Genomic DNA, 18,272 nt, shown 5'->3' on the forward strand with positions numbered 1-18,272 from the left:
CTATACCAGTTATTGACTTAAATAAAAGAAATACTAAATATTATGAATCTTATAATAGATATGTTATGAAATCTTTTAGAATTGCTTTTAAGAATGATTATAAATTACGTTGGGAGATTGAAAGAGTTAATGGTATTATGGATATGTCTTTTGGTACTGAATATGTTTGGTATGTTAGAAATAGAAATTATTTGACTTTTGCTGGTATTACTGTTGTTTTATTCAATCTTATTGTTCTTTTTAATCTTTTTCATAATTTACCTTTAAAAAAGATTTCTAATTTTTTTGGCCTTTAGACTTTTTAGACAGGCTAATATTAGGTGATAATATGAAAATATTTAAATTCAGATTGAAAACGATACATATACTTTTTATAATATTTTTATTAATATATTTAATAACATATCTTTTAAACAATCCATGGATTGAAAATTTCGAATTAAAAACGCTTGATTTAAGATACAGAATTCGCGGAGAAAAGAAAATAAAATCCGATGTCATTGTTATAGCTATTGATGAAAATTCTTTAATAAATATGGCCACAGAATTTAATGATGAGTGGCCATGGAATAGAGAACATTATGCAAGAATGGTAGCAAAATTATTTAAATTTGGCATAAAAACTATAGGTTTTGATGTTTCTTTTACGACACCATCAGAAAGCAATATAATGTCTAATGGAAAATCGAAAGATGATGTATTATTATCTGCAATTTTAAGAAAATACAATAAAGTTGTATTAGGTACTTACTTAACTGTCGAGAAACAAAATTTTAAAGAATACAATGAAATTTTCAGAAAAAAACTTGAAGATAATAGATTCTATCTTAAATATTCTTTCAAGCTAAAAAACCCTGAATATTTACCATTATTTTATCCATTAACCGCATACAAAATAATTCCACCTATTCCAGAATTTTCTTCATTAGTTCCTGCTTCTACTTACGAAATCGGGCAATTAGATCCAGATGGTGTTGCCAGAAGTTTACCTCTAATTTTCAAAGAAGAATGGGCTGCTGAAAATGGTTATAGTACGGGGTTATTCCCTCATATGGATCTTTTTTTGTACGCTTTTTATAAAAACTATGATATAAATGACTTTATATTTGATCCGAAAAATTACATAATTCAAATTAACAATGAAAAAATACAAACAGATAAAAACGGATTTTATTCTTTAAATTTTTATGGAAAAGGAAAAAATGTTTTTGACACAATATCATTTTATGATTTTGTCTATACAAAAAAATATGATAATTATGATTTTAAAAATAAAGTTGCTATTTTAGGTTATTCTGCTACTGCAAAAGGGCTATATGATTTAAGAATTACTCCTTTTTCTAATGACGAACCTGGCGTTTATTTACATGCTACAGCAGTTCAAAATCTTATTAGTAAAGATAAAATAACGCGTGTAATTTTCTTTTACAGCATCATTATATTATTTTCTTTACTTTTATTATCTTTAATATTTTCTTCATATAAAAAAATATATGTAAAACTTATTTCTTTTTCTATTCCATCTTCATATATATTTATATCTTATATCCTTTTTAAAAATAATATATGGGTCGATACTTTTTACCCTGTTCTTTCAACATTGATAATTTCTATTATAGATACTGTTCAATCTGTTTTAAATGAATCGAAAGAAAAAAAGAAAATAAAATCTTTTTTCTTTAAATATGTACCAGATTTCGTTGCACAAAAGTTATTAGATCAGGGAAAAACAGAACTTGGTGGAGAAAAAAAGAACGTTGTATTGATTATGTCTGATATTGTTGGATTTACAGAAAAATCTGAAAAATTATCTCCTGAAGATGTTGTAAGATTTCTAAATTATTATTTATCTCAAATGGTTGATATTATAAGAAACAAATACTATGGTACTATAGACAAATTTATAGGTGATTTAATTATGGCAATTTTTGGTGCTCCTATTGAATTTGGAGATGAGGTTGATAGAGCTATATCTTGTGCATTGGATATGAGAAAAAAACTAAAAGATATAAATATAGAATTAAAAAAAATGGGATTTGATTTTGAAGTTAATGCCGGGATAGGTATGCATTATGGAGAGGTAATTATTGGAAATATTGGAGCGGATTTTAGAATGGATTATACTTGTATAGGTGATACTGTAAATACCACATCAAGAATTGAACATTTGACCAGAGAGCTAAATCAATGGCTTATAGTAACAGAAGAAATTGTAAAACGGTCAAAAAAGTTTAGATTTAAATATATAGGCGATTATAAAGTTAAAGGAAAAGAACTGCCTTTAAAGCTATTTACGATAAAGGAAGGAGATACTAATGAATAATCTATACAATTTAATTTTAGAAAATTTATCGATTCTGAAAGAAATGGATGTCGAATATAAAATTTCCATTGATAATGAATCATTTGATAATATTAAGAAAAATAAAAACGAGAAAATACGGGTTTTATATAAAGGAACACATAATGTTGAAATTTCTTTTTTTGAAAAAACAGATAATATTTATTTATTGAGTCTTGATAAAATCATAAAAAAATTTTGTTCTATTAAAAAATTTGATGATCCAAATAAAAAAATTTTTGATTTTCTTTCACAAATAAAACCTAATATTAATTTTGAAAAAACTATTGAAAATATTAAAAAAACATTGAAAGAAGTATTCAATCTTGATGATGTGGAATTTTATTTTTCCACCAATAAAAATCTTTTATTCAAAAATATATCTTTTCCTATATATTCTATGAAAAAATTCTCAGATATATCTTGTTTCTTTGATAAAACACACCTTCCTATTTTTTTAGAAAAAGAAATTTTGGGATATTTTATCTTAACTAAACATAACGGATTTGATTTATATGACTATGCCCTTTTATATGAATTGAATGATTATATAAACAAAAATATAGAAAATTCTTTCTTAGAAAATAAATTCAATATTATTTTAGATAAATCTTTAAATATTTTAACAAAAATATTAGAAACAAGGGTACCTGGTGCCGAAAAGCATTGCCAAAACATCTCAAGAAGTGCTGTTAAAATTGGAGAATATCTAAACTTGAACAAAAAAGATATTAAAAATCTCAAATTCGGAAGTATGATTTTTGATATAGGGAAAATAGGGATTCCTGAATATGTGTTATTAAAAAAAGAAGACTTAACTTTAGAAGAAAATGAATTAATAAAAAAACACGTTAATTATGGTTATAATCTTGTCTCTAAAATCACTACTATATCTGAAGATATTAAAAAAATTGTATTATATCATCATGAAAAATGGAATGGCGAGGGGTATCCCGAAGGACTTTATGGTGATAACATACCGCTTTTAGCGCAAATTATAGGATTACTTGATACATATTATTCTTTATTGGAAGATAGACCATATAGAAATAAATTACCCAAAAGGAAAGCTCTTGAATTAATGGAAAGTTATAGCGGAATATTTTTTAATCCTATTTTAGTAAAGGCTTTAAAAGAGGTGATAAACAATGATTGAAAATATTTTTTTCACTTTTTTACTTTCTCATTTGGTTGGAGATTATGTATTTCAAACATCTTATATTGCAAAATATAAAAATTCAAAAGTCCCTGTTTTACTTTTGCATATTTTTATAATTTTCATTTCTATGTTTATATTATTATTACCATCATCTTTAAATTTAAAAAATTTATCGATAATACTTTTTCTAACTTTAATACATTTCTCTATTGATTCATTAAAATTTAAAAATAGAGCGAAAAAATCTTTTAATTCTCACACTTATTATATATTAGATCAAGTTATGCATTTTTCTTCACTAATGCTAGTAAGTTTATTTTATAATCCGCAAAATTTATTTATTAGTTTACAATATACAAAAATCATTTCCATTGCTTTATTTAACGCTTACTTCATTAGTCTTCTTTTTTATATGATAGATGGTTTTAAAAAGCCATATAAAAGAGATTATCTTGGATACATCTTCAGAATGGCTTTGCCATTTATAAAATATTATAATAATATTTTGTTCTTAATATTTTCTTTTATATTTATAATGTTTTCAATACTTTTAATGATAAAAAAAGAAGAAATAAACACACGTTCAGAATTAGGACCTTTATCTCTTAGTATAATAATCACGTATTTAACTATATGGAGGTGAAATTATGTTTAAAAAGTGGGGAGTGATTTGTCTATTTTTATTAAGTTCCATTTTATTTTTTGGAAATCTTACTATTACCATTGAAAATACAACTGTTTATGCTGGTGAAAATATCCCTATCCAAATATCTACAGATCAATCTACTTTGACACATCTTTATGTTGATGTTACTAGCGGGGGTTTTGACGATCCTCTGATATTATTTGATGGATTTGATTTAATTGATGGAAAAGCTCAAATTATATTTTTAGCCCCTTTGATTCCCGGAGAATCTGTTATTACATTTTTTAACGAAGACAAAAGTATTGAAAAAAAATTAGTTTTGGATATTATTGAAGAAAGTATTAATTTACCTAAAACAAAATTAATTATTTTAGAAAAAAAAGGAAATGTATTATATAAAAAACCAAATTCAGACATTTGGGATTCACTTAGTCTTGAAACAATAATACAAGAAAATTCAGATCTATTGACTTTAAAAGATGGATTTGTCCACTTAAAAGAACCAAATTTAAACATTGAAATTAAAGTTACTTCTGATACTCAATTATATATTAAAAGACTAAGAGTTTCTGAAAATGGAGATATTGATATTGAATATGAATTAAAAAAAGGAGCAACTATAAATAAAATAAAAGAAATATTAGCTCCTGGCTCTAAATATTTGGTTGGTTCTGGTTCAGTAGTTGCCGGTGTTAGAGGAACTGAATTCGGATTTGAAAAAATAGGTGATATTGCAAAAATTAGAACATTTGAAGGTACGGTTTACACAATGGTAAATAATCGAATGTTTCCTGTAACTGCTGGAAATATGTTTAGTTATTCCCCTTCTCAAATTAACCCAACATTACAGAAATTAGATAAACTTTTAGAAGAGTATGAAAATGATTTTATTCCAAAAGAAGAACAACCAAAAGAAGAAACCACACAACCTGCTGAAGAACAACCTACTAAAACAAAGGCCAATATTGGCAATATTTCTTTTGGTAAACAACAAAAAGGTTTAAATTCATATTTAGTATATTCTTTTGCTCCAAATTTTGATTTTGGACCTTTTGGAATAGGTATAGGTTTTAATGCTTATCAAGAAGATATCAATAGTCCGTTATATTATGGAATACCAAGTGAAAGCGCTTCACCTTCTGAAAATATTATAAGCGCCTTATCAATAAATTACCTTAAACTAGATTTTCCAAACTTTTATATTAGATATGGAATAAGTCCATCATATACAAGAGGTTTAGGATTATTTATGAATAATTACTATGTACCTTATTCAAGAGTTTTTGATACTGAATTGAGATTCGGAAGTTTAAAATTAGGAGGGCATATACCATATGAAATATATTCTTTAATGCCTTTTAATTATAATCAATCTTCAAATATTTTCTTTGGATATATTGATACTGATGTGGGGCCATTAAATACTGAAATAACAGCTATAATGAATTTAAACTCGGAAAAACCAGAAAATGAATTTAATCAAGCATACTTAATTACTTTATATAAAGATATTTTATTCTTCAGACTTGGAATAGAAAGCGATATTGTATTAACTAACAGCGGAACAATAGTCTATGGATTGTTAGCTGGTCCAACAATAAACTTTCCTCCATATTTTCAATTTATGTTAGGCTTTAATTATTTATCTGAAGGTTTTAATATGGAATATTTAAATTCTTATTATGAATATAATGCTGCAAATGGTTTTTATATGGACTTAAATAGCCCTTCATCATTTGGATTAATGGGAAAATCTACACTATCTATAGCTCCATATTTAAATGTATTGATTAACTATAACAAATTATTTAGTGAAAACCGAGATAGTTTATTAAATGGCCAAATGACTTTAAATATTCCTTCTATTGGCGGAATGCCTCAATTAACTGCTGGATTTACATATATACAATATAAATTTTTAGAAGATCCTTCTGTAACCAATGTTTTTTTGAATGACAATACAAACTTACAAGGATTTATATATTATCCTATTTTGGAAAACTCTGGAGTTATATATTCTATAAACTATAATATGAGAGAACAAAAATTTGAATATACTCTGAATTTTGAAACAAAGGAGTTCTAAAAATGTTAGATCTTGCAATACAAAACTTAAACATAAAAGGATTTAAAATCAAAAATATATTATTTGGCAATGAGGGTACTCACAGTACCCTCATTTATCCTGAAATATATGTTTTCACTGAAGAAAGATTAAATCCTTTAAAATTAATTACTCTAAAAAATGTATTATTTAATTTAGATATTGAAAAACTAAAGAATGTTAAATTCAAAAAATCTTCAACATTGGAAATATTAAAATTAATTAGTAGTAATTTCAAACTTGAAACTGTGTTAAAATTAACAGAAGACGCCTTAAGAGAACTGCTTAATTCTGATGGTGCTTCTATATTATTATATAATGAAGACAAAAATGTATTAAACTTTTATATTACTTCTGGTGGTGCCAGTGGAAGTATAGAAACTATCGATATTCCAATAAATGCCTCAATTGCTGGGGAATGTTTTAAAAAAAAGGAAACGTTAATTATAAATGATGCTCAAAAAAATCCTTTACATTTTAAACAAACAGATTTAAAAGCTAAATATAAAACAACTAATTTAATTGCAACCCCTTTATTTTTCGAAAATAATCCTATTGGTGTTCTGGAAGCTGTCAACAAAAAAGATAATTATTATACAGAAGAAGATAAATATATTATAGAACTTTTTTCTTCTTTAATATCTAACAAATTAATGAATTCAAAAATATATAATGATCTAAGCAGTACTGTTAAAGGGTTCATTCTTGCTGTTGCTACTGCTATTGATTTAAGAGATAATTATACGCATACTCATTCAAAAAACGTATCTAATTTAGCAATAAAAATAGGAAAAATATTAAAATTTAATGATTCCTTCTTAGAAGAACTTGAAATTGCAGCTCTTTTACATGACATTGGAAAAATAGGTATTCCTGATAATATACTTAACAAACCATCAAAATTAACAGAAAAAGAATATAAGATAATACAGTCTCATACAATAATAGGCGCAAAACTTTTATCGGAAATTGACTTTTTATCTAAAAACATATCTCTAGGAGCTTTAGAACATCATGAAAAACTTGATGGTTCAGGATATCCTTATAACAAAAAAAATAATGACATTTCACTTTTTGGAAAAATATTAGCTGTAGCTGATATTTATGACGCTTTAACTGCGAAAAGAGTATACAAAGAACCTTGGCCAAAAGAACAGGTAATAAAAATGCTAAAAAATGATTGTCCAAAAAAATTTGATTGTGTAATAATTGAAGCGCTTGAAAAATGCGTTATTGATTAAAAAAGGGGTATTTCCCCCTTTTTATTTTTTTGATAATATGATATAATTTATATTGATTATTTCACAGGAGGAGAATGTAATGATTACATTATATAGAAAATATAGACCTTCAACATTTGAAGAATTAATTGGTCAAGAACATATTAAAAAATATTTTGAAAAATCTATCGATAAAAACGAAATCTCACATGCATATATTTTTTCTGGTCCTAGAGGTACTGGTAAAACAACTACCGCAAGAATCTTAAGTAAAATATTAAATTGTGAAAATCCTCAAGGACATAACCCCTGTAACACATGTGAAAATTGTATAGCTATAAATAACGGAAGTTTTATGGATGTAATTGAACTTGATGCCGCATCTAATAGAGGAATTGATGAAATAAGAAAAATTCGTGATGCTGCAAATTTCAGGCCAGTATCGGGGAAATATAAAGTATATATAATAGATGAATTCCATATGCTCACTAAAGAAGCCTTTAATGCGTTATTAAAAACATTAGAAGAACCTCCTGAACATGTTATCTTTATTTTAGCCACTACAAATCTCGAAAAAGTTCCTGAAACTATTATTTCAAGAGCTCAAGTTTTGCAATTTAAAAATATTACAGAAAAAGAAATAACACAACATATTTTAAATATCACTAATGCCGAAAATAGAAAGATTACAGAAAATGCTGCTAGAATTATCGCCAGAAAAGCAAAAGGTGGAGCTAGAGACGCTTTATCTCTCCTGGAACAAATTTTAAAATTTTCGGATGAAGATATAACCCAAGATGATGTTATTAATATTTTAGGATTATTTGATGAAAAATTAATAACAGATTTTTTAGCAGCTATATATGATAGTAACAAAGAAAAATTATTAGAAATATCAAATGAAATTTTTACTGAGGGTAAAGAAATAGAAGTTTTTCTTGAAGAAACTTTAGAATATATTTTTAATAATATTGAAAACTCTGAAAATTTAGAAAAAAATGTTTATATTGCTAAAAAATTGTCTGACTTATTAAAAGATATAAAATTTTCTGAAAACAAAAAAATTTTGTTTGATATTAATATATTATTGCTTGCTATTGAAAATACAAAAAAGAAAAATTCTAATAATAATAATAATAATCTCAAAAACATTACTACTTACGAAGAAAAATCTTTGATTGACACTGAAACATTAACCTCTAAAATATTAGACATTCTATTAAACAAAAAAGAAAAAATGGATATAGGATTATACTTTGCATTAAAAAAGGCTAATATAACAGAAAAAGATGATTATGTGAAAATTTATTTTAAAAAAGAAAATTTATTGGAATATCAAATTACCAAATCTAAATCTACTATTTTAGAATTATTATATTCAAATCAAACAAAACATCTCGTAAAAATAGATATTGTGTTTGAAGACAACAATAATGAAGAATTACGAAAAAATAATATTTTAAAATTATTTTAACTCGGGGGGACATTATGAATCAAAAATTAATTAGTGCGTGTATAATGGCTAAAAATGAAGAACAAAATATAGAAAGATGTTTAAACAGTATAAAAGATTTTTGCGATGAAATTATATTTGTAGATACAGGCTCTACAGACAATACTGTTGAAATTGCTAAAAAATATACAAATAAAATTTATTTTTTCCCGTGGAATGGTAATTTTTCTGATGCACGTAACGAAACATTAAAATATGCAACATCTGAATGGGTTTTTATCGTTGACGCAGACGAAGAAGCTTCTGAGAATTTAAGAAACAATATTAGAAGTTTTTTAAAATCACTTGAAAAAGATATAGTTGCAGTATATATCCCAACAGTAAATTATCTTGATTTTGACAAAAAACACTCTGAAATAGCTAGTACAGCAAGATTTTTTAAAAATGGCAAAGTTAAATATGAAAATATTGTTCATAACCAACCTGTTTATAAAGGAAAAACTATTAAAGTAGATCTTGAATTGCTACATTATGGTTATATTTGGACTAGATTGAGAAGAAAACAAAAAACAGAACGAACATTAGCTCTTATTGAAAAATATCTTGAAGAAAACCCAGAAGACGAATATTACTTAATACAATATATGAAAACATTATCCATAGCTCAAAAACATATTGAAAAAATGAAAGTAGGTTATAAAATTGCTCAAAAAGTATTAAAAAGCGCTCGAAAAAAGGATTACAAACCTATTCCTATGACCGTTGAATTTATCTTTTTATGGGGAATAGAATTAATGAATAAAGGATATTGGGATGAGGCTGAAAAGTGGTTCAAATTAGGTTCCAGATGGAATCTAGATGCTTTTTATGGATTAATGAACGTATATTATAATAAAAGAGACTGGGAAAATCTTAAATTGGCAGCATATGATTTTTTAAAATATCTCAATATATTTGAAAATAGAAGAAGCGAAATCACGTGGTCAATGCAATCATTATTCAAAAAAAATGAGGGGTTAGCATATCTTGCAATGGCGAAAATAAAAACAAAAGATTTTGAAAATCTTAAGAATATTATAAATGATTTTGATTATACTAAAAATAATGAAAAGATTATTGCATTATATAATCTAGCTTTTGATGAATTTACAAAAGAAAAAGATTATGACATAAAAGAAAAACTAATAACATTTTTAAAAAATCTTCATTCTAATATAGTAGATAAGATAAATTATTTTGATAACAATACTAACATAAAAAAATACGACTTAATATTCCAAAAATCAGAAGGTAGAAACCCTTATTTGTTTTTGGAATATTTTGTCAATAGATTAAAAGATGAGAAAAATATAGTCGGATTTTTGTTAACATTTATTGATAATTTATTTGAAGATGATTTTGAACAATTGTTAGAACTACTCTTAAAAATAAGACGTATTAGGAAAGATATAAGTACTGATAAAGAAAAAGCTGTGATTGAATTATTAATTGGAGATATATTAACAAAAAACGGAAGATTCAATGAAGCTAAAACAAGATATAAGAAAGCTGTAAATTTGGAAAAATCTCTTGCAAAATTCGTACAGGTATTAATAGAAGATATTTTAACTCAGATGAATCCTAAAGAACTGATTCCAGCATATGTAGAACTAAAAGAAGAAATGAGTAAAAAAACTGAATTATTTTTTGATATTAATATTTTTGATCACAGAGAAATATCATTATTTGATTATTACTTTGGTGAAACTTTTCCAGAATTAAAATACGTATATTGTATAAAGATGAAAAATGATAACAAAAAATTATATGAATCACAACTGAAAAAAGTATATAATACAACAAAAAATAATTATTTTAAAGCTTTCGTAAGTTTAAGATTATATAATTATTTCAAAGAAAATAACAAATTTGACGAAGCAAAAAAATATCTCAAATATGCCCTTGAATTAAATCCTATATTAGCTGATTTAAGTAATGGACATTATTTATACACAGGCTTTTACTTTGAAGAAAATATAAAGGAAAAAGAAGATAAGATAGTTAACGTATTAAATATAGGTGAAATAATATCATTAATGCCTATTGTAAATCCTATAAAAACATGGTATGAATCTGAAAAAACAGGCTTAAATTATGTTTCTCCAATCCCAACATATAGTTCTATGAAAAGTTTTGATAATTATTTGAAAAATTATTCTAAATATTTTAATTCAATTTATCCTGATCCTTTAAAAAATAAAAAACTGAATTATATACTTTCTGAGTACCAAATAGATAATTTGTTAGAAATTAATTCTATCACCCCATTTTTTAAAAAAGAACATATTTCAATATCAAATTTAGAATATATTGAAGACAGAAAATATAACAAACAATTTGATTTAATAGTATTTTTTAATCCTGAATATTCTAGAAAATTAATAGATGATATTAATTATTTAAGGGCATTAACAAATCACTTATTAGTTATTTTTAACCTAAATGAAAATATATTTCTAAAAGACCCAAGAGCTTTTTGGTATTTAGATGCAAAAAGAATAAATAAATTTTTCAACTATTTAGCACCATCATCTTTTGAGTTTATTAATGATAAATTCCTTCTTGTAAAATACGAAAATTTAAAATGATTTATTAGAATAAAACACAAAAAAGATATGGAGGTGGATATTGTGTCATTAAAAAATCCTATTTTAAAAGAAGCAAAATCAAAAATGGACAAAACAGTTAAACATTTGGAAGAAGAATACAAAAAACTTAGAACAGGAAGACCTTCTCCAGCTATGTTTGAAGAAATTATGGTAGATTATTATGGAACACCAACACCTATAAATCAAACCGCAACATTAACAGTTGGTGAAGATAGAACAGTTGTTATAACACCATGGGATAAAACTTTATGTTCAAAAATCGAAAAAGCTATAAATGCTGCTAATTTGGGAATGATGGCTTCAACTGATGGTATTGTTGTTAGAGTTAAGTTTCCTAATCCAACAGTAGAAGATAGAAAAAAGTGGGTAAAACACGCAAAAGAACTCTCTGAAGAATTTAAAATCGCTTTAAGAAATATAAGAAGAGAAGACATGAAAATCATTAAAGAAAAACAAAAAAATGGAGAACTACCTGAAGACGAAGCAAAAAAACTTGAAGAAGAAGTACAAAAAATATTAAAAGAACACGAGAGTAGAATAGACGAAGTATTCCACAAAAAAGAAAAGGAGATTATGGAATCTTGAAAATACCTAAACATGTTGGAATAATAATGGATGGAAATGGCCGATGGGCTAAACAAAGAGGTTTAAAAAGAACCATGGGACATGAACGTGGTGCAAAAGTTGCTGAAGATGTAATACAATGGGCGTCTGATATTGGTATAAGGTATCTTACCTTATACTCTTTTTCTACAGAGAATTGGAAAAGGCCCAAAGAAGAAGTTTCTTTCCTTTTTTCGCTTATGGTAAGATATTTAGAATCAAGATTAAATAAAATAATAAGAGAAAATGTTAGAGTAAGATTCATAGGAAGAATTGAAGAACTTCCAGAAAATGTTTTTAATGTATGCAAACGAATAGAAGAAAAAAGTAAAAACAACTCAAAAATTGATGTTATTTTAGCAGTAAACTATGGTGGTCGTAGAGAAATAGTTGATGCTGTTAATAATTTAATCTCAAATAATATAAAAAATATAACTATTGAAGATTTATCAAAAAACTTATATCTTCCTGATATCCCCGATCCAGAGTTAATAATTAGAACATCCGGTGAAATACGTATAAGTAATTTTCTTCTATGGCAAATTGCTTATTCAGAGTTATATTTTACTGATACTCTGTGGCCAGATTTTACAAAGAAAGATTTAGAAATGGCCATAAAAGATTTTTCTAATAGAAATAGACGTTTTGGAAGCATTTCATCTGATGAAGGATGTGACTGAATTGGCAATAAATAAAAAAAATCTCCTTATTAGAACACTTTCAGGACTCATTTTGGGACCAGCTGTTGTTTTTTCTTTTTTTTCTTTACCAACTTCAATAGGGTTGGTTACATCTATAATATTAATCACAGCATTAGAATATTTCGAAATGACATTAAAAAATTTCAAATATGAATTTAAAGTTTTTCTCTCTATAATGATGGCATTAACAAGTGCTGTTTATGGTTTTTCTTTAAGAGCTTATTATTCTGGATTAGTCATTTTTGATCCTATTACTATATATTTAATTTCTATTATATTAGTTTCAGGCTTTTCTTTAATATATTTAAAAAACACAAATAAATATAAAATTGTTATTGAAAGTTATACTTTTGGACTTATTTTAATTTCTTTATTTCTATCATACTTTTATCACATAATTTTAAATTATGGAGCAACAACTGGTATATTAGTTTTAACTACTGTATGGATATATGATGCTGGGGCATATTTTGTTGGGCTGAATATAGGAAAACATAAATTATCTCCAAATTATTCTCCTAAAAAAAGTATAGAAGGATTGATTGGGGGAATTGTTCTAACTTATCTTTATATAATTTTTTACGAATACATAAGATCTCAATTTAATTTAAATATTATAAATCAATTTCAAGCCATTTTTTTTGCAATTTTGGTTGGTATAGTTGATACTATCGGTGATCTTACTGAATCATCTTTTAAACGTACATTTAATTTAAAGGACTCTGGTGAAACGTTACCCGGACATGGAGGAATGTACGATAGAATAGATGGACTATTATATTTAACACCATCTTTTTATTTTTTAATGAAAATTTTTGGTATATAATGGAGGGATTAAATGAATTCAAAAGAAATAAGAAAAGCATTTTTAGATTACTTTGAGAAAAATGATCATAAAATAATGAAAAGTTTCCCTTTAATTCCTAGTGATCCACAATTACTATTTACAGTTGCAGGAATGGTTCCATTCAAACCTATTTTTTGGGGAAAGGTTGAACCTACATATACAAAAATTGCAACATGTCAAAAATGTTTAAGGACTAACGACATTGAAAATGTTGGTAGAACAGCCAGGCATCAAACTTTTTTTGAAATGTTAGGAAATTTCTCATTTGGTGACTATTTTAAAGAAGGTGCAATTAAATTTGCTTGGGAATTTCTTACAGAAGTTCTAAAATTACCAAAAGAAAAATTGTGGGTATCTGTGTATCTTGATGATGATGATGCATATAATATATGGAAGAATGTTATTGGTTTTCCCGAAGAAAAAATAATAAGAATGGGGAAAGAAGATAATTGGTGGGGACCTGTTGGTCCTTCAGGGCCTTGTGGTCCATGTTCAGAAATATATTATGATACAGGAAGAACTGATTTATGTTCTAATCCAGAAAAATGCACTCCTGAAGATGATTGTGGGAGATATGTTGAAATATGGAATTTAGTATTCACCGAATATTATCAAGACGAAAATGGAAACTTATCTCCTTTACCAAGAAAAAATATTGATACAGGGGCAGGTTTAGAAAGGATTACTGCTGCTGTGCAAGGTGTGTATGATAATTTCGAAACGGACTTATTTACTCCTATAATTAATAAAATAGAAAATATATTTAATATTAAATTTAGAGAAAATGAAAAAACTGATGTTTCTATTAAAGTTATCGCCGATCATTCGAGAGCAGTTTCATTTTTAGTATCTGAAGGGATTTTACCATCAAATGAAGGTAGAGGTTATGTTTTGCGAAGAATTTTAAGACGCGCATTAAGGCATGGTGCATTACTTGGAAAAAAAGAACCTTTTTTAAACGAAGTAATTGAAGTTGTATTAAACTCATATGGAGATATATATCCGGAAATTATTGAAAAATCTTCTTTTATTAAAAATATTGTCGAAGCTGAAGAAAAAAGATTCTTAGAAACATTAGATAAAGGTACAGAAAAGTTAATAAACTACATTAATAATTCTAAAGAAAAGAAAATAGACGGAAGATTTGCCTTTGAACTATATGATACTTATGGATTTCCTTTAGATATAACAAAAGAAATTGCTGAAGAACATGGTTTTAAAGTTGATGAAAATGATTTTAATAAACAAATGGAACTTCAGAGGAAAAGAGCACGTGAAGCTGCTGGAGAAAAAGAATATACAAAAATGAACCCTGCATTTAAATTTATTGGAGAAAACTTAAAATCCACAAAATTTACAGGTTATGAAAAAATTGAAGATGAAAGTATAATATTATATTTAGTAAAAAATGAAGAAATTATAGAAAGTGCAAAAGAAGGTGAAGAAATTATAATTATCTCCAGAAATACCCCTTTTTATGCAGAAAAAGGTGGACAAATTGGAGATACTGGAATAATAAAAAATGATAATTTCAAATTTAAAGTAACAAATACAAAAATAATTAACAATGAAGTTATAGGTCATTTTGGAAAAATTCTAAATGGCGAAGTAAAAACTGGAGATAATATTAGCCTTTATGTAGATAAACAAAGAAGAGATTCTATAAGGAAAAATCATACTGCAACACATTTGCTACATAAAGCATTGAGAGATATTTTAGGAAACCATGTAAAACAGGCTGGATCATTAGTAACAGATGAAAAGTTAAGATTTGATTTTACACATTTTGAGGCTGTATCAAAGAATGACATTAAAAAAATTGAAAAATTAGTAAACGAAAAAATATTAGAAAATATTAAAATAGTCACTGAAATAAAAAAACTTGATGAAGCAAAAAGTGAAAATGTTATGGCATTATTTGAAGAAAAATATGGAAATCAGGTTAGAGTGGTAAAAATTTCTGATTTTAGTGCTGAATTATGTGGTGGTACTCACGTATCCTATACTGGAGAAATTGGGTTATTTAAAATAACCTCAGAAACTGCGGTATCTGCTGGAGTTAGAAGAATAGAAGCTATTACTGGTATAAAATCTTTGGAATATTTGAATAACTTAGAAGAAACATTAAATACTATTTCTGAACATTTAGAAGCTGCACAAGAAATAGTTGTTTCAAGAATTTTGAATTTATTAGATACAATTAAGGAGCAAGAAAAAGAAATTAAAAAATTACAGGAAAAACTAACTACACAATCCATCGATGTTTTTAATATTAAAGAAATAAATGGTATAAATGTGTATATTAAAGTTTTTGAAAATGTGGCTCAAGATGTTTTAAGAAATGTAACTGATATTGCAGAAAATAAAGTAAAAAGTGGAATTATAATTTTATTCAATAAAAAAGATAAAAAAGTTAACTTTATAGTCAAAATTACAAAGGACTTAGTAGGCCAATATCATGCTGGTAATATTGCTAAAAATATAGCAAAAGAATTAGGTGGTGGAGGTGGCGGAAGACCAGATTTTGCACAAGCAGGAGGGAAAGAACCATCTAAAATAAATGGTATAATAAATAATATTGAAAAGTTTTTAAGGGGATGATCTTACGGAACGTACTATAGCTTTATTTATTTTTCTTTTCGCTTATACTATTTTAATCACAGAAAAAGTTAATCGAACTATAGTCGCAATTCTTGGCGCTACTCTAATGATGATTTTAGGGATATTTGAAAATCATATTGAAGCGATTAAAAATTATGTTGATGTAAATACAATCTATTTGTTAATGGGAATGATGATTTTTGTTTCTGTTATCAGAAAAAAAGGGCTTTTTGAATATTTAGGTATTGTTACTTTAAAGGTTTTTCAAAAAAACGGATATGTTTTATATTTTGGTTTAACGTTTATTGTAGCTTTACTGTCAGCGATAATAGATAATGTAACCACTGTTTTAGTATTTGTTCCAATCACATTAGCTATTACTGATACACTTGATGTTGATCCTCTACCATTTATATTTGGTGAAATAATGGCTTCTAATATTGGGGGTACAGCGACTATTATTGGTGATCCCCCGAATATTATGATTGCCAGTGCAGCAGGACTAAATTTCACAGAGTTTTTTATTAATAATGGACCTATTTCATTTTTAAATATATTTGTTATGCAGTTATTTACAATACTTTTATTCAAAAAGAAATTAAACTTCAAAATTGATAGAGAAAAAGTAAAATCGTTTGATCCTAATTCTGCTATTAAAAATAAAAAAGGTTTTTATATCTCATGGCTTTTGTTAATTTTAACGTTATTACTATTTATTTTCCAACACCAACTTGAAATGGAAAGCTCTACTATCGCATTGTTTATAGGATTCTTGGCTTTGTTAATTCTGGACAGAAATGAAGTTGAAGAAATCCTTAAAGAAGTTGAATGGGGAACTATTCTATTCTTCTTTGGATTGTTTATTATGACTGGTGGATTAGTTCAAACAGGAGTTTTGAAAGATTTAACTCAAATATTAGTCAATATTGCTGGAAATTCTATGAGAAGTTTTGCTATGATGCTTATAGGAGTTGCTGGAGTTATATCTGGCTTTGTTGATAATATACCATTTACAGCAACATTAATTCCTGTTATAAAAAATTTACAACATATAAATCCATCTGTGTTTTCTGATTTAAACCCATTATGGTACTCTTTATCTCTTGGTGCTTGCTTAGGAGGAAATTTCACACCAATAGGTGCTTCTGCAAATATTATTGCTCTTGCAATGTTAAAACAATTTAAAAATGAAGAGATAAAATTTCTTGAGTTTTTTAAATATTCATTCTTTATTGTAACTATTAATCTAATATTATCTGCGATATACGTTGAACTAATTTTAATTTAAGGAGGATTTTTATGATAGAAGTAAATGATAAATTAATAGAAAAATTAGAAAAATTGGCAATGATAAAACTATCTCCTGAAGAAAAAAATATTATAAAAAAAGATTTAAACGATATATTAAAATATATGCAAATGATTGACGAAATTGACACAAAAAATGTTAAACCCTTATTTTCACCTATTGAAAATATGTTAAAAAATGTATTTCATATTGATGAGGAAAAAACTAGTGAAGTTATAGATAATATTATCAATGAATTTCCTAACCAAAAGAATAATTTACTAAAGGTACCTGGAATACAGGGATAATGAACGATAAAGGGAAAAAATATGAAGATGTTGCTGCACAATATTTGAAAAATAAAGGATTTAAAATATTAAAAAGAAATTTCACTACAAAAATTGGTGAAATAGATATAATTGCACTTGATAAAAACTGTTTAGTTTTTGTTGAAGTAAAAGGTGGTAAGGATTATTTAGAAAATCCTGCTTATAGAGTTAATTATAAAAAGCTGAAAAAGATTTCTCAAGTTGCAAATATTTATATTAAATTCACAAAAATAGACTTTGAAGAAACAAGAATTGATGTAATTGGAGTAAACGATAAATTTGAAATTTCATATTTTCCTGATCAAAAACTATTTTAACTATTAGGGGCATAT

Annotated in this window: 14 protein-coding genes and 1 pseudogene; all 15 read left to right on the forward strand. The window is 26.0% G+C overall.

Annotated features, from left to right (window positions below; translation table 11 throughout):
• Window positions 1-296 (forward strand): annotated as a pseudogene (locus BUA62_RS11455) (transposase); the annotation flags it as partial.
• Window positions 297-328: 32 nt separating this feature from the next.
• Window positions 329-2,323 (forward strand): CHASE2 domain-containing protein, encoded by a 1,995-nt coding sequence (locus BUA62_RS02830; RefSeq protein ID WP_072863247.1) that lies wholly within the window; start codon window positions 329-331, stop codon window positions 2,321-2,323.
• Window positions 2,316-3,497, forward strand: coding sequence for an HD-GYP domain-containing protein (locus BUA62_RS02835; RefSeq protein WP_072863250.1), 1,182 nt, complete (start codon window positions 2,316-2,318; stop codon window positions 3,495-3,497). The genes BUA62_RS02830 and BUA62_RS02835 overlap by 8 nt, the downstream gene beginning before the upstream one ends.
• A complete protein-coding gene (locus tag BUA62_RS02840) occupies window positions 3,490-4,143 on the forward strand; it encodes a DUF3307 domain-containing protein (RefSeq protein ID WP_072863252.1) in 654 nt (217 codons plus the stop codon). Before BUA62_RS02835 ends, BUA62_RS02840 begins: the two co-directional genes overlap by 8 nt.
• Before the next feature lie 4 nt (window positions 4,144-4,147).
• Entirely contained in the window at window positions 4,148-6,232 is a 2,085-nt protein-coding gene (locus BUA62_RS02845; RefSeq protein ID WP_072863255.1) for a FecR family protein, read from the forward strand.
• A gap of 2 nt (window positions 6,233-6,234) precedes the next feature.
• Window positions 6,235-7,491, forward strand: coding sequence for an HD-GYP domain-containing protein (locus tag BUA62_RS02850; RefSeq protein WP_072863257.1), 1,257 nt, complete (start codon window positions 6,235-6,237; stop codon window positions 7,489-7,491).
• A 79-nt stretch (window positions 7,492-7,570) separates the two neighbouring features.
• A complete protein-coding gene (gene dnaX / locus BUA62_RS02855; protein WP_072863259.1) occupies window positions 7,571-8,944 on the forward strand; it encodes a DNA polymerase III subunit gamma/tau in 1,374 nt (457 codons plus the stop codon).
• 14 nt (window positions 8,945-8,958) lie between these two features.
• Window positions 8,959-11,550 (forward strand): glycosyltransferase family 2 protein, encoded by a 2,592-nt coding sequence (locus BUA62_RS02860; protein WP_072863261.1) that lies wholly within the window; start codon window positions 8,959-8,961, stop codon window positions 11,548-11,550.
• Between the two features lie 27 nt (window positions 11,551-11,577).
• Window positions 11,578-12,156 (forward strand): ribosome recycling factor, encoded by a 579-nt coding sequence (gene frr, locus BUA62_RS02865; protein WP_072863263.1) that lies wholly within the window; start codon window positions 11,578-11,580, stop codon window positions 12,154-12,156.
• The gene (locus BUA62_RS02870) at window positions 12,153-12,854 is read left to right on the forward strand and encodes an isoprenyl transferase (protein ID WP_072863265.1); all 702 of its coding nucleotides are present in this window, start codon (window positions 12,153-12,155) and stop codon (window positions 12,852-12,854) included. The genes frr and BUA62_RS02870 overlap by 4 nt, the downstream gene beginning before the upstream one ends.
• Before the next feature lies 1 nt (window position 12,855).
• Window positions 12,856-13,701 (forward strand): phosphatidate cytidylyltransferase, encoded by an 846-nt coding sequence (locus BUA62_RS02875; RefSeq protein ID WP_159429491.1) that lies wholly within the window; start codon window positions 12,856-12,858, stop codon window positions 13,699-13,701.
• A gap of 12 nt (window positions 13,702-13,713) precedes the next feature.
• A complete protein-coding gene (gene alaS / locus BUA62_RS02880; protein ID WP_072863268.1) occupies window positions 13,714-16,323 on the forward strand; it encodes an alanine--tRNA ligase in 2,610 nt (869 codons plus the stop codon).
• A gap of 28 nt (window positions 16,324-16,351) precedes the next feature.
• Window positions 16,352-17,611 (forward strand): ArsB/NhaD family transporter, encoded by a 1,260-nt coding sequence (locus BUA62_RS02885; protein ID WP_268775999.1) that lies wholly within the window; start codon window positions 16,352-16,354, stop codon window positions 17,609-17,611.
• Between the two features lie 11 nt (window positions 17,612-17,622).
• The gene (gene gatC, locus BUA62_RS02890; RefSeq protein WP_084670667.1) at window positions 17,623-17,919 is read left to right on the forward strand and encodes an Asp-tRNA(Asn)/Glu-tRNA(Gln) amidotransferase subunit GatC; all 297 of its coding nucleotides are present in this window, start codon (window positions 17,623-17,625) and stop codon (window positions 17,917-17,919) included.
• On the forward strand, window positions 17,919-18,257 hold the full coding sequence (locus tag BUA62_RS02895) for a YraN family protein (protein WP_072863271.1): 339 nt from the start codon (window positions 17,919-17,921) through the stop codon (window positions 18,255-18,257). Before gatC ends, BUA62_RS02895 begins: the two co-directional genes overlap by 1 nt.
• The last annotated feature ends 15 nt before the right edge of the window (window positions 18,258-18,272 follow it).

The sequence above is a fragment of the Marinitoga hydrogenitolerans DSM 16785 genome (assembly GCF_900129175.1).
Classification (GTDB): domain Bacteria; phylum Thermotogota; class Thermotogae; order Petrotogales; family Petrotogaceae; genus Marinitoga; species Marinitoga hydrogenitolerans.